This window comes from Mesorhizobium sp. RIZ17, from assembly GCF_051127865.1.
GTDB classification, from domain to species: Bacteria; Pseudomonadota; Alphaproteobacteria; order Rhizobiales; family Rhizobiaceae; genus Mesorhizobium; species Mesorhizobium humile.
In genome coordinates, this window is record NZ_CP147861.1 from 2,433,426 (window position 1) to 2,446,281 (window position 12,856).

At 64.6% G+C, this 12,856-nt stretch carries 11 protein-coding genes; 8 read left to right on the forward strand and 3 right to left on the reverse strand.

Annotation, left to right across the window (positions count from 1 at the left end):
* Position 1: 1 nt before the first annotated feature.
* The 5 genes from WDX12_RS11940 to WDX12_RS11960 all read left to right on the forward strand — a co-directional run bounded on the left by WDX12_RS11940 (position 2) and on the right by WDX12_RS11960 (position 6,437).
* Complete coding sequence (locus WDX12_RS11940) at positions 2 to 985, forward strand: glycosyltransferase family 2 protein (protein WP_434725615.1); 984 nt, start codon at positions 2 to 4, stop codon at positions 983 to 985.
* On the forward strand, positions 985 to 1,923 hold the full coding sequence (locus WDX12_RS11945) for a glycosyltransferase (protein WP_434724997.1): 939 nt from the start codon (positions 985 to 987) through the stop codon (positions 1,921 to 1,923). Before WDX12_RS11940 ends, WDX12_RS11945 begins: the two co-directional genes overlap by 1 nt.
* Positions 1,913 to 2,962, forward strand: coding sequence for a glycosyltransferase family 2 protein (locus tag WDX12_RS11950; protein WP_434724998.1), 1,050 nt, complete (start codon positions 1,913 to 1,915; stop codon positions 2,960 to 2,962). Before WDX12_RS11945 ends, WDX12_RS11950 begins: the two co-directional genes overlap by 11 nt.
* A 29-nt stretch (positions 2,963 to 2,991) precedes the next feature.
* The gene (gene galU, locus WDX12_RS11955) at positions 2,992 to 3,888 is read left to right on the forward strand and encodes a UTP--glucose-1-phosphate uridylyltransferase GalU (protein WP_434724999.1); all 897 of its coding nucleotides are present in this window, start codon (positions 2,992 to 2,994) and stop codon (positions 3,886 to 3,888) included.
* A gap of 167 nt (positions 3,889 to 4,055) precedes the next feature.
* Positions 4,056 to 6,437, forward strand: coding sequence for a polysaccharide biosynthesis tyrosine autokinase (locus WDX12_RS11960; RefSeq protein ID WP_320294308.1), 2,382 nt, complete (start codon positions 4,056 to 4,058; stop codon positions 6,435 to 6,437).
* A 61-nt stretch (positions 6,438 to 6,498) separates the two neighbouring features.
* On the opposite strand, the gene WDX12_RS11965 is transcribed toward WDX12_RS11960, so the two are convergent.
* Complete coding sequence (locus WDX12_RS11965) at positions 6,499 to 7,212, reverse strand: metallophosphoesterase family protein (RefSeq protein ID WP_320294309.1); 714 nt, start codon at positions 7,210 to 7,212, stop codon at positions 6,499 to 6,501.
* 492 nt (positions 7,213 to 7,704) lie between these two features.
* Positions 7,705 to 9,612, reverse strand: coding sequence for a propionyl-CoA synthetase (locus WDX12_RS11970; protein ID WP_434725000.1), 1,908 nt, complete (start codon positions 9,610 to 9,612; stop codon positions 7,705 to 7,707).
* Between the two features lie 452 nt (positions 9,613 to 10,064).
* Here WDX12_RS11970 and WDX12_RS11975 point away from each other — a divergent pair, with 452 nt between their 5' ends.
* The 3 genes from WDX12_RS11975 to WDX12_RS11985 are packed head-to-tail and all read left to right on the forward strand — an operon-like array spanning position 10,065 to position 11,760.
* Positions 10,065 to 10,352, forward strand: coding sequence for a PqqD family protein (locus WDX12_RS11975; RefSeq protein ID WP_434725001.1), 288 nt, complete (start codon positions 10,065 to 10,067; stop codon positions 10,350 to 10,352).
* Positions 10,352 to 10,783 carry a lasso peptide biosynthesis B2 protein gene (locus tag WDX12_RS11980; protein ID WP_434725002.1) on the forward strand — a complete coding sequence of 144 codons (432 nt, stop codon included), beginning with the start codon at positions 10,352 to 10,354 and terminating at the stop codon, positions 10,781 to 10,783. Before WDX12_RS11975 ends, WDX12_RS11980 begins: the two co-directional genes overlap by 1 nt.
* Positions 10,780 to 11,760 (forward strand): serine kinase, encoded by a 981-nt coding sequence (locus WDX12_RS11985; RefSeq protein WP_434725003.1) that lies wholly within the window; start codon positions 10,780 to 10,782, stop codon positions 11,758 to 11,760. Before WDX12_RS11980 ends, WDX12_RS11985 begins: the two co-directional genes overlap by 4 nt.
* Before the next feature lie 105 nt (positions 11,761 to 11,865).
* On the opposite strand, the gene WDX12_RS11990 is transcribed toward WDX12_RS11985, so the two are convergent.
* Positions 11,866 to 12,849 carry a formyltransferase family protein gene (locus WDX12_RS11990; protein ID WP_434725004.1) on the reverse strand — a complete coding sequence of 328 codons (984 nt, stop codon included), beginning with the start codon at positions 12,847 to 12,849 and terminating at the stop codon, positions 11,866 to 11,868.
* Between the last annotated feature and the right edge of the window lie 7 nt (positions 12,850 to 12,856).

Genomic DNA, 12,856 nt, shown 5'->3' on the forward strand with positions numbered 1-12,856 from the left:
GATGGCGCAGGCATCGATCCTGATCGTCATTCCCTGCCTCAACGAGGCGGCCCATATCGGCGGCCTGCTCGACCAGTTGCGGCCCGCGGCAGTACGGCTCGGCGGCCGCATCGTCGTCGTTGACGGCGGCAGCACCGATGGCACGCAAGCCATTGTCGAAAAGATCGTGGCAAAGGATCCCCGGGTTATCCTGCTCGCCAATCCGAAGCGCCTGCAGAGTGCTGCCATCAATCTCGCGGTGGCGACACTCGGCGAAGGCGCCGACTACCTCATCCGCATCGACGCGCATGGCGGCTATCCGGACGATTACTGCGATCGGCTGGTCGAGGAAGCCCTTGCCACCGGCGCCGATTCGGTCGTCGTTTCGATGCTGACCGCCGGCACCGGCGCCGTGCAGAAGGCGGTCGCGGCGGCACAGAACTCCAAGCTCGGCACCGGCGGCTCTAAGCACCGGCACCTCTCCGAGGGCGAATGGATCGACCACGGCCACCACGCGCTGATGCGCGTCGCCGCCTTCAGGCATGTCGGCGGCTATGACGAGAGCTTCAGCCACAACGAGGACGCCGAGCTCGACTACCGCCTACGCCAAGCCGGCTACCGCATCTGGATGAGCGGCAGGACGCAGATGGTCTACTATCCGCGCTCGACGCTGAAGAGCCTCTATTTCCAGTATCTCGGCTATGGCCGCGGCCGCGCCAGGAACGTCCTGAAGCACCGCATGGTGCCGAAGGTTCGTCAGATGATACCGCTGCTGGTGGCGCCCGTGGTGCTGCTCGCCCTGTTCTCCTTCGTCCACTGGATCGCGGCGGTGCCTTTCCTGATGTGGGCGGCGGTGTGCCTCGGTTACGGCCTGGCGACGGCGATACGTCAGCGCAACGCCGGCATCGCGCTGGTCGGGGTCTCGGCCATGGTCATGCATTTCGGCTGGTCGGTCGGCTTCTGGCAGCAGCTCTTGACGTCTCGCTCGCAGCGTAAGGTGGCGTGATGGCCGGCCGCTCGATCGACATCTGCATCTGCACCTTCCGCCGGCCGGAACTGGCCGATACGCTGCGCTCGGTCGCCGCGCTGGAGAAGCCCGAGGGCGTGGAGATCGGCATCGTCATTGCCGACAATGACGATGAGCCCAGCGCGCAGAAGCTGGTGAAGGCATTGGCCGAAGAGCTGAAGCTGCCGATCCGCTACCGCCACGCGCCGGCGCGCAACATCTCGATCGCCCGCAACGCCTGCCTCGACGCCAGCGTGTCGGACTTCGCCGCCTTCATCGATGATGACGAGACGGCGTCTCCCTCCTGGCTGGTCGAGTTGATGGCGACTGCCGATGCCGCAGGCGCCGCGGCGGTGCTCGGCCCGGTGCGGGCGCACTATCGCCAGGACGCGCCGGACTGGATGCAGAAGGGAGATTTCCATTCCACCTTGCCGGTCTGGGTGCGCGGCGAGATCCGCACCGGCTACACCTGCAACGTCCTGCTCAAAATGACCGATGCGAGCCTGCGCGGCCGGCGCTTCAGCCTGGCGCGCGGTCAGACCGGCGGCGAGGATACCGAGTTCTTCGACGCCATGGTCAAGGCCGGCGGCCGCATTGCCTTTGCACCCGATGCCTTCGTCGACGAGGTTGTGCCCCGCGCCAGGGCCGCTTTCGACTGGCTGCGCCGCCGCCGCTTCCGCTTCGGCCAGACGCATGGCCATCTGATCGGGCGCGGCACCGGCGGCGTGCGCCGCGTCGGCCAGGTCGGGTTGGCCTCGGCCAAGGCCGCCTACTGCTTCGGCATGGCCATTTTGACCGCGATCAGCCCGGTGCGACGGAACCGCAGCGTGCTGCGCGGCATTATGCACGTTGGCGTCATTAGCGGTTTGGTCGGCGTCCGTGAAATCCGCCAGTACGGCCTTACTTCGCCAGAACAAGGGAACAAGCGTGCAGCCTGACGTCAGCTTCGTCATCGCCGCCTACAATGCGGAGGCGACTCTCGACCGCGCCATCGCCGGCGCGATCGCCCAACTCGGCGTGACCGTCGAAGTCATCGTCGTTGACGACCAGTCGCGCGACGGCACGCTGGATGTGGCGCGCGCTTATCCGCAGGATATCGTCAAGGTCGTCGCGCTGCCCGCCAATCGTGGTCCAGGCGGCGCTCGCAATGCCGGCCTCGACCTTGCCAGGGGCCGCTGGGTGGCGGTGCTCGATTCCGATGATGCGGTCCTTCCCGACCGCCTGGCCACGATGATCTCCCGCGCCGAAGCGGCGGGCGCCCAGATTGCGGTCGACAATGTGCAGGTCGTGCGCGAGGACGGCACGCCCGACGACACCATGTTCCCGGCCGGCTATCTCGAAGGCCTGCGGGAAATCTCGCTGGCCGACTACATTGCCGGCAATCTGGTCTTCGAATCGCGTTTCAATCTCGGCTACCTCAAGCCAATCTTCCAGCGTCGTTTCCTCGACGACAACAGGCTGCGCTACGACGAGAAGCTGCGCATCGGCGAGGACTACATCCTGCTGGCGAGCGCGCTGGCCAGCGGCGGTCGCTGCGCGGTCGAGCCGAGCGTCGGCTATGTCTACCACATCCGCACCGGCTCGATCTCGCGCGTGCTCGAATTGCATCACGTCGAGGCGATGACGCGCGCCGACGCCGCCTTCGCGGCGGCATATTCCATGGACAGTAGCGCAAAGGCGGCCTTCGCCAGGCGCGGCCGTAGCCTGCGCAAGGCATCGTCGTTCCTGTCCCTGGTTCAGCACATCAAGGCGCGCGCCCCGCTCAAGGCGATCGGCACGGCGCTCAGGGATCCGGCCGCGATTGGGCATATGAGCATGCCCATCGCGGTCCGGCTCAGAAGGGTTGCGGCGCAAATTCGCCGTGGGGGCGGGGAGATGAAGCATGCGGGCGATTTTCTAGAGCATGATCCCGAAAAGTGGGAACCGGTTTTCGGAAAAGATCATGCTCCCAACAATGAATTAGCCGGCGACAGGTAGAACTCTTTTTCTCTCACAAGGAAGACCATATGCAGAAAGTCAGGAAGGCAGTCATCCCGGTGGCGGGGCTCGGAACGCGGTTCCTGCCGGCGACCAAGTCGATGCCGAAGGAAATGCTGCCCGTCGTCGACAAGCCCGTCGTGCAATATGCCGTCGACGAGGCGTTCGAGGCCGGCATCGAGCACATCGTCTTCGTCACCGGCCGCAACAAGGCGGTCATCGAGGACTATTTCGACCTGCATCCTGAACTGATCGGCACGCTGGAGCAGACCGGCAAGAAGGCGCAGCTCGAATCGCTGGAGAACCTGCTGCCCGAGGCCGGCGCCACCTCCTTCATCCGCCAGCAGTCGCCGCAGGGGCTCGGCCATGCCGTTTGGTGCGCGCGCGACGTGATCGGCAACGAGCCCTTCGCGCTGCTGCTCCCCGACATGGTGTCCTTCGGCGCGCGCGGCTGCCTTGCCGAGACGGTCGATCTTTATCAGCGTACAGGCGGCAATGTGATCGCCGTCGAGCGCTGCGACCCGGCCGAAACCGGCAAATACGGCATTGTCGGCCGGGGCGAGGAGGTCGGTTCCGGCTTCAAGGTCACGGAGATGGTCGAAAAGCCCGCGCCCGCCAAGGCGCCGTCGAATTTCTATATCAACGGCCGCTACGTGCTGCAGCCGGAGATCTTTGCGCTGCTCGGCAACCAGCAGCGCGGCGCCGGCAACGAGATCCAGCTCACCGACGCCATGGTGCGCCTGGCTCAGAGCCAGCCTTTCTATGCTCAGCCCTTCGATGGCCGCATGTTCGACTGCGGCTCCAAGGAAGGCTTCATCGAGGCCACAATAGCCTTTGCCCTGGCGCGCGACGACATGAAGGGGCCTGTCTTCGAAATGCTGCAGCAATTCGTCCGGTCGCATGAGCGCCGGGAAGTAGCCGCATAATGCCCATCTTTCGGGTGCATATGCGAACTCGCGATGGCGCGACAGCCACTCAAGCGCCCGGGCCTTTTGGCCCGGCGCATCCTGGCAACGACGTTGCGCGGTCTTTTCTGGTCACGACGCCGATCTACCAAGGCCGCTAGCGCCTGCAACCTGGAATTGGACCGAACATGAACTATGCCAACTTCCCTCTCGACAAGAGGATGCCGTTGCCCAGCACCGATCCGGAAAAGGGTGAAGACTTCATCGACGTCGAGCGTCTGCTTGGCATGGCCGCCCGGCAGGCCAAGGTGGTGGCGGTCTGCGCCATCATCGGCCTGTTCCTGGGCGTGATCTATCTGCAGACCACACCCAAGCAATACATGTCCGTGGCAAGCGTCTTGATCGACGAGGGCATGAATAAGGTCATGGACGATATCTCGGCTGCCAGCGCTACGCAGCAGACCGACGCGACGATCCTCAGCCAGATCGAGATTCTCAACTCGGCGCGCCTGGCGTCTGAGGTGGTCGACAAGCTGAAGCTTGACCAGAACCAGGACTTCATGAGCCCGCCGCAATCGGCTCTGGCCAAGGGCATCGGGTTTCTGCGCGGCATCGTCGGCTATTTCCGCGGCAATTCGGCCGACCAAATTCCCGGCATCCAGAATGTCGATGCCGCGACGCGCGAAGCCATGATCAAGACCGCGACCCACGACTACGCGGTTCTTGTGCTGCAGACCGGACTGTTGGCGGATCGCGTCAGCCGCAGCAATGTCATCAGCATCGGCTACCAGGCGGCAGACCCGGCACTCGCCACTGCCATCACCAAGGCCTATGCGGATGCCTACCTCGCCGACCAGCTCAACGCCAGCTTCGACGCCACCGAGCGCGCGGCCCTTTGGCTGCAGGGCCGACTTACCGAGTTGCGCGAGAGCTCGCAGGCCGCCTCGTTGGCGGTGGAGAAGTTCAGGGCCGAGCACGGTCTTTCCGCCAACAGCGACGGCCAGCTGCTGAGCGACAAGCAACTTGCCGACCTCAACGCCCAGCTCATCGTCGCCCAGGCCGATACCGCGCGCACCAGCGCCCGCTACCAGCAGTATAAGGCGATCGTCGACAGCGGCTCCGAAAGCGCCTTCAACGATTCGGCCATAGCGGCCGACCAGCCGAGCAGCTCGGTCATCATCGCGCTCAAGACCCGCTATCTGGCCATTGCCAAACGCCTGCAGGACGTCGAGACGAATTTCGGCAAGGATCATCCGCAGGCGGTCGCGCTGGCCAAGGAAAAGGCCGATGTGTCGGCGCAGATCTTCGGCCAGCTGAAGCAGCTCACCGAAAGCTACCGCAACGATTACGAAGTGGCGCAGGCGCGCGAAACGGCGCTGCGCGACAAGATCTCCACCGCCGCCGGCAAGAGTTCGATCGACAACCAATCGCAGGTGAAGCTCAAGGAGCTCGACCAGCAGGCGCAGGCGCTGACCACGCTCTACCAGACCTTCCTCAGCCGCTATGAGGAAGCCTCGCAGCAGCAGTCCTTCCCGGTCGGCAAGGTCCGCATCATTTCCGACGCGACGATGCCGCTCGCGGCCTCCAGCCCACGCACCTTGCGCGTGCTGGCGCTGTCGCTGGTGCTCGGCCTGATGCTCGGCGCCGGCTTCGGCGGTCTCAACGAGTTCAACGAGCGTTTCTTCAGGACGGGCGAGGATATTCGTGACCGCGCCGGTTTGAAATTCCTCGGTTATCTGCCGACGATCGGCGGCGGCAAGGCCAGGGATTCCAAGGCCGACGACCTGCCGGTCGATGACAAGGTGGCCAGCCTCTCCGCCGCCGAGAGACGGGCGCGCATGCGTGTCAGCATCGACGCCCCGGCCTCGATGTTCGCCGAGACGCTGCGCAACGCCAAGATCGCCTTCGACGTCGTGATGGAAGACCGCGGCAGCCGGGTGATCGGCGTCATTTCGGTGCTGCCCGGCGAAGGCAAGTCGACGGTGGCCGCGAACCTTGCCGGCCTGCTCGCCGCCAACGGCGCCAGGACCTTGCTCATCGACGGCGACCTGCGCAATCCGGGCTTGAGCCGCAGCCTCGGCATGGAGAGCGAGCAGGGCTTGATGGAGGCGGTGGTCAACGGCCAGACATGGCAGTCGGTCGGCAAGGTCGACCGCCAGACCAAGCTTGCGATCATCCCCGCCGTGCTGCGCGGCCAGTTCTCGCACACCAGCGAGCTTCTGGGCTCGGCCGGCATGCGGCGCTTCATCGAGAACGCCAAGGAGACGTTCGAATATATCATCGTCGACCTGCCGCCGCTCGGCCCCGTCGTCGACGCCAAGGCCTTCGCGCCGCTGGTCGACGGCTTCGTGCTGGTCACCGAATGGGGCCGCACGCCGCGCAACATGGTGCGCTCGATGCTGGAATCGGAGCCCTATATCGCCAACAAAGTGATCGGCGCGGTGCTCAACAAGGTCGATTTGAAGAAACTGGCCAAATACGGCTCGCTCGGCGGCTCGGAAAGGTTCTTCGACCGCTATTCGTCCTACTATTTGGACAAGTCGGAATCGCGCCCCAAACAGGCTGCTTGAGGCGTTTTTCCCTTCGAAAGACAGAGCTATAGGGCGGTTCAGCCTAAGACGGCGAACCGCCCTAATCTTGTGAAGACAGCAGCCGGCCGTATTTGCCGACGATCCTGAGCGCGGTCAGCCGCCCGGTCTGAAAGGCGCCGGTGTCGATGTCGAGCCGGCGCCCGTCAAGCGTCGGAACGTCGACGATCGTGTGTCCGTGGACCACCCAGCGGTCGAGACGATGGGCCGCCTGGAAGAACTCCTCGCGGATGTTGAGGAGATCGTTCTCGTCCTGCGCCTCCAGGGCGATACCGGGCCGGATGCCGGCGTGCACGAAGACGAATTCCTCGGAGCAGACCATCGCCGGCAGCGTGCGCAGGAAGTCGACATGGCTGGCGGGAATGGCCTCGCGGATGCGCGCGTCCGTCTGCTCGTTCGAGCCGTAGAGGCTTGCCAGGCGGTCCGGGTCGACGCCGTAGGAGAACAGGGTCTCGCGCGCGCCGTAGCCGAGCCAGGGCTCGCGCGAAAGATAGCCGTCGAGATAAAGGAGCAGCGCGACCTCGTGGTTGCCTACCAGGCAAACGCGCTGGAAGCCTTTCGGCGGCGGCGCCATCACATGTTCTATCACGCGCCGCGAGTGCGGCCCTCGGTCGATATAGTCGCCCAGCATGATGATGATCTTGCGGCCGCTGAACCGTTGCGCGTCGAGCTCGATCTTTGCTTCCAGCGCCAGCAGTTCCTTGTGGCAGCCATGCACGTCGCCGATCGCGTAGACGACCGTGTCGCGCATGTCCATGACAAGGCGCTCGCGTGGCGCGGGCCGAGGACGTCTCGAACGTTGGAACAGACTCACGGATTGAGACTCGGATATTTGCACTGGTTTGCGCCTCGATATCATGCCGGATGCAAACAATTCCACACCGGCGCTCCCAAGCCGGCTCATTCTTGCACGGCGGTCGGCGTCCGCGTTCAGAGCGGGTCAGCGTTTCACAGAATCCCAAGCGGAGCCGGCAAAACCCATTTCGGGATGGGGCGGGATGCCGCCGGTGGCGCGCTGAAACGCCGTAGGGGAAGGCCCAGACCCAGAAGCCATAGTGATGGAACATCACCATGACGGCGGCCAGGAAACGCAGGATGTCGCCGCCGCCGATGTCCTCTTGAGCTGAGCCATGCCGTGCCTTCGGTATGGCCCCCACGCGAAGTCTAAAGTCTATTGCTGCGTTGCACAACAAGTGATCGCAGTGCGGGATAAATTGGTGAATTCGTCCTTAACGCGTCTGCCGAGGGGCTATACCCCGATGCCGCGCCCCTTCAGCGCCGCCGCGATCTCGTCGAGGATCACGGGATCGTCGATGGTCGCCGGCATCGTCCATGCCTCCTTGTCGGCGATCTTCTGCATCGTGCCGCGCAGGATCTTGCCGGAGCGGGTCTTGGGCAGCCGCTTGATCGTCACCACGGTCTTGAAGGCGGCGACCGGGCCGATCCGCTCGCGCACCAGCCCCACAACCTCGTTTTCGATCGCGCCGCTATCGCGCGAGACACCGGCATTGAGCACGACGAAGCCGAGCGGCACTTGGCCCTTCAAGGCATCTGCAATGCCGATGACGGCGCATTCGGCGACATCGGGATGCGCCGCCAGCACCTCCTCCATGGCGCCGGTCGAGAGCCGGTGGCCGGCGACGTTGATGATGTCGTCGGTGCGGGCCATGACATAGAGGTAGCCGTCCTCGTCCATCATGCCGGCGTCGGCCGTCTTGTAGTAGCCGGGAAACTCCTCGAGATAGGCCTGGCGGAAGCGGGCATCGGCGTTCCAAAGCGTCGGCAGACAGCCGGCGGGCAGCGGCAACTTGACCACGACGTTGCCGAGCGTCCCGCGCGGCACTTCGTGTCCGGCATCGTCGAGGATGCGGATGTCGTAGCCCGGCATCGGCACCCCGGGCGAGCCGTATTTCACCGGCAACAGCCCCAGGCCCGCCGGGTTGATCGTCATCGGCGAACCGGTCTCGGTCTGCCACCAATGGTCGATCACCGGCCTGTCGAGCTTCTGTTCCGCCCATTTGATGGTCTCGGGGTCAGCACGCTCGCCGGCGAGGAACAGGGTGCGGAACTTCGACAGGTCGTATTTCGGCACGAACTCGCCCTTGGGATCCTGCCCCTTGATGGCGCGGAAGGCGGTCGGCGCGGTGAACAGCGCCACCACGCCGTGCTGCGAGATCACGCGCCAGTAGGTGCCGGCGTCCGGCGTGCCGATCGGCTTGCCCTCGAACAGCACGCTGGTGCAGCCATGCAGGAGCGGGCCGTAGACGATGTAGGAATGGCCGACCACCCAGCCGACATCGGAAGCCGCCCAGAAAACTTCGCCCGGCTTGACGCCGAACTCGTTGTCCATGGTCCATTTCAGCGCGACCATATGGCCGCCATTGTCGCGCACGATGCCTTTCGGTTGGCCGGTCGTGCCGGAGGTGTAGATGATGTAGAGCGGGTCGGTGGCCAGCACCGGCACGCAGTCGACATTGGCGCCGGCGGCCCGCTCCCGGGCAACCGCATCCGCATAGTCGAAGTCGTAATTGTCCTTCATCTCGCAGCGCAGTTGCTCGCGCTGCAGGATGAGGCACGCGTCGGGCTTGTGCTTCGATATCTCGATCGCCTTGTCGAGCAGCGGCTTGTAGGCGACGACGCGGCCGGGCTCCAGCCCGCAGGAAGCGGTGATGATCAGCTTCGGCTTGGCGTCGTCGATGCGGGTGGCGAGCTCATGCGAGGCGAAGCCGCCGAACACCACCGAATGCACGGCGCCTAGCCTTGCGCAGGCGAGCATGGCGATGGCCGCTTCGGCCACCATCGGCATGTAGATGATGACGCGGTCACCCTTGCCGATGCCGCGATGCCTGAGCACCGAGGCCAGCGCGACAACCTCGCGCTTCAGTTCGCCATAGGTGAATTTCCGGATCGTGCCGGTGATCGCGCTGTCATGGATCAGCGCCAGCTGGTCGGCGCGTCCGCCGGCGACATGGCGGTCGATTGCGTTGTAGCAGGTGTTGCAGGTGGCGCCGATGAACCAGCGGCCGTAGACGCCTTCCGCCGGATCGAAGACCTTTTCGGCAGGCTTATACCAGTCGATGGCCTTAGCCGCCTCGGCCCAGAACCCTATGGGGTCGCTTTTCCAGCCCTCATAGACTTCGCGGTAGCGTGAGGCCATCGGCATTCCTCCCAGAATATCTTGCCGTCTGGGAATAGCCTAAGTCGTTTCTACCGGCCATGTCTTCCTGCATTTTGGTCGACATCGCTGGCGAACGTCTCCGCTCGACGCCTCCAGCGGAAGCGTCGCTGTCACTGTCCGTGATGGAAGCCGGCTTAGAGCGGCAGCGCCGCCAGCATCAGCCCGACGCCGCCGGCGATCAGAATGGCCGCCGCAAGCGCCTTCCGGTGGCGCTCGAACGCCGTCGGAGCCCGTTCCCAATTGTAACGCATACAAATCACTCCCCAAAACCCGGCGGACTCATAGCTTACCCAAGGGCAGGAAGGCAAGACCTCGCTAATATTCGCCCCCTACGGACAGGCCTGCGGAGCGGACCGTCCTCCTCGCCATCCATGGCGATGGACAGCCTCGCGGTGCCGCGCTAATTGCTTTTCAGCGAAGGGAGCGCGGGCATGGCAGAAATCGGCTCTGAAACGGTGCTGCGCATGGCGGACGATGCGTCCGTGCAGCATGTCGGCGACGGTGCAGTGGTGCTCCTGGCGCGCAGCGGCCAGCTTTACACCTGCAACGACACGACCGAGGCTTTCCTCGGCAAGGTCGATGGCGCGCGCAATCTCGACCAGATCGTCGACCTGCTGTCGGACGAGTTCGACATCGACAAGGCAACGCTCGACCAGGATATGGCTGAATTGGCCACCGAGCTTGTGGCTGAAGGCATCCTCGCCGACCCGGGCGCGTGATGGCTGACGGACCCGTCCTGCGCGCCCTGTTCCGCGTCCATCTGTGGCTCAGCGCCCGGCTGATGCCGGTGCTGGTCGGCCGGCGCGATTTCGAAGGCGTGTTGAAACTGGCGCCGCTGCAGTCGCCTGCACCCTATCGTGACTTGCCCTCGACCTACATCGTCCATCGCGTCAAGCGAACGGTGCGGCGCCCTTGGCTGATGCGCGACCGCAGATGCCTTCGGGAAGGTCTGCTCGGCTTCCGCTTTCTGCGCATGGCCGGCCTCGACCCGGAGCTGCGTTTCGGCGTCGACGCCAGATCGATGCACGAGCCTCGCCTGTCGGCGCACTGCTGGGTCTGCCTCGACGGCAAGCCGGTGGTCAGCGACAGCCAGCCCGGCATGGTGGAGATTTACCGCCACCCGGCCAGGATGAAGGCGCCAGCCGCTTGAGCGACCAGACTTTCCGCTACGACCTCAACGGTCAGGTCCTGGGCATCACCGCCGCGCGTGCCGATCTGTGGCCGAGCTTCGACCTGATGCTCGGCGCCCTGCGTGTGGACGCGCCTGTCGAGCCCGGTTTTCGTGTCGATATCTTCGAGACGCTTGATCTGCGGGAGAACCCCGAAGGAAAGCTGGCTTTCGACGGCGAAGTGCCGCTGGACGGCCATTGCCGCATGATCGACTGCGGAAGCGTGTTCCATCTCGTCTTTCCCGGCCAGCAGACCGTGTCGATACACGACGGCGAGGGCCGGGCCGAGATCCGTCTCCATCCGGACAGCAAGATCAAGTGGACCTTGCTGATGATGGTGCTGGATGCGGCGCTCGATGCGGATGGCCAGCATATGCTGCACACAGCGGGTCTCACCTTGCCTGGAAAGGACGGCCTGGTTCTCATTCATGCGCCAAGCGGCACAGGCAAGTCGACCACATCGCTGGCGCTTGCATCGCAGGGCTTCGGCCTCTGCTCGGACGACGTCATGATCCTCAATGCAAACGGGCAGGGCATCACGGCCTGGGGCATGCCGCGCAAGGTGAAGGTCCACCGCAACACCGCGGCGATGCTGCCCTTCGTCGCGCCTTTCCTGGGCGGAACATGGGACGCCGAGGGCGAGCAATCCGTTTCGCTGGACCGCCTCGGCGAAATCATCCGCGTCGAGGATGTGTGCGCCAGGCCCGTCGCAGCGCTCCTGCATCTTGCGCGCTCGGCGGACACCGAGACCCGGTTGCTGCCGATGGCCAGGACCGACGCCATGGTGGCTTTGGCCACCGACAATGTAAGGACCGGCATGACCGGCCTGCTGTCGCTGCAGAAAAGGCGCATGGCGATGATCGCGACCCTGGTGAAGGCGGTGCCGACCTTCACGCTGGAAGTCGGCTCGAGACCCGCGGATGCGGCCGCGCTGATCCAGGCTACGCTGCACGGTTGAAGCGCGTTAGAGCAATTCCAGGAAAAGTGTGAGCGGTTTTCCGTCCGGAATTGCGTTAAAACAAAGATAGAGCGGTTCGCCGTTTTCGTGAAACGGTGAAACGCTCTAATCCTTCGCGCCGAAACGCCGGATGTCGAAGGATCGCTGTTCCCGCCGGGCCTGGCGGGGTTTCGACTGCCATCGCAACAACAGCCGGGACAGCCTGTTGTAGGCCAGATGGACGACGCGCGCGTCGGCGCAGTCGAACGCCACCAATCCCCATCGGCGTTTCGCTGCTTCGCCCGTGGGTGGTCCCAGGCGGCGAATCGGCTGAGCCAGCCGGACCGGCTTTGCATCGATCAGGACGCTGACCGGAACGCTCGACCCGACGATCCGGCACAGCCGGGCGACATGCTCGCTTGACGATCGCGCGCCGACGATCAACGGACCGCGCTCGATCTGCGCCCAGACATATGCCCCATCCGGCTGAGGCGATCCGGCAAGCCTGCCGCGGCAAAACTCAGGCGCAACATCCGCCGCAAGCACGGCCATCGCGTCGGCCAGGGCCCGGTTCACCGTTGCGGCCGAATGCCAATCCTCTGCGGCAAAGCCAATTTGCGCGAGGATGTCGCCCTCGTCGAAGCCGGACGTCATCTCGTGCAAGGTCACGCCGCCATGGGCTTCATGCATCTGGTCTATGACCAGCCGGTGGATTGGATGCGGGCCGCGATAGTGCGGCAGAAGCGCGGGATGCAGGTTGAGGCCGCCTTTTGGAAACAGCTCCAGCACGGTTCGCGGGATCAGCTTGCCGTAGCCGAAACAGATCAAGAGATCGGCGCCAGACGCGCTGAGCCGCGGCCCGAGCGTATCCCAGTCGTGGGGCGGGCTGAATTCGATCAGCGCGGGCATGGTGTGTTCGGGATGAGTTCTCAGCGCAAACCGTCGCCGCAGGCGACGGCGCAGCACACTGAAGCTGAAGCGTTTGCCGGCACGTGGGCCAGGCACCACAACGGCAACGATGCGGTGGCCGCTGTTTGCCCAACGCGCAAGCATGGGCGCGGTGACGGAAGAAACCTCGGTGACGAACACGGCCGAGAGCGGCTTCTCCATGTCGGGC

Coding starts and splice junctions, on each gene's coding strand:
- WDX12_RS11990 (WP_434725004.1), bottom strand. CDS start 12,849: ATGGAGAAGCCGCTCTCGGCCGTGTTCGTCACCGAGGTTTCTTCCGTC.
- WDX12_RS11980 (WP_434725002.1), top strand. CDS start 10,352: ATGGCTGACGGACCCGTCCTGCGCGCCCTGTTCCGCGTCCATCTGTGG.
- WDX12_RS11975 (WP_434725001.1), top strand. CDS start 10,065: ATGGCAGAAATCGGCTCTGAAACGGTGCTGCGCATGGCGGACGATGCG.
- galU (WP_434724999.1), top strand. CDS start 2,992: ATGCAGAAAGTCAGGAAGGCAGTCATCCCGGTGGCGGGGCTCGGAACG.
- WDX12_RS11960 (WP_320294308.1), top strand. CDS start 4,056: ATGAACTATGCCAACTTCCCTCTCGACAAGAGGATGCCGTTGCCCAGC.
- WDX12_RS11945 (WP_434724997.1), top strand. CDS start 985: ATGGCCGGCCGCTCGATCGACATCTGCATCTGCACCTTCCGCCGGCCG.
- WDX12_RS11940 (WP_434725615.1), top strand. CDS start 2: ATGGCGCAGGCATCGATCCTGATCGTCATTCCCTGCCTCAACGAGGCG.
- WDX12_RS11970 (WP_434725000.1), bottom strand. CDS start 9,612: ATGGCCTCACGCTACCGCGAAGTCTATGAGGGCTGGAAAAGCGACCCC.
- WDX12_RS11965 (WP_320294309.1), bottom strand. CDS start 7,212: ATGGACATGCGCGACACGGTCGTCTACGCGATCGGCGACGTGCATGGC.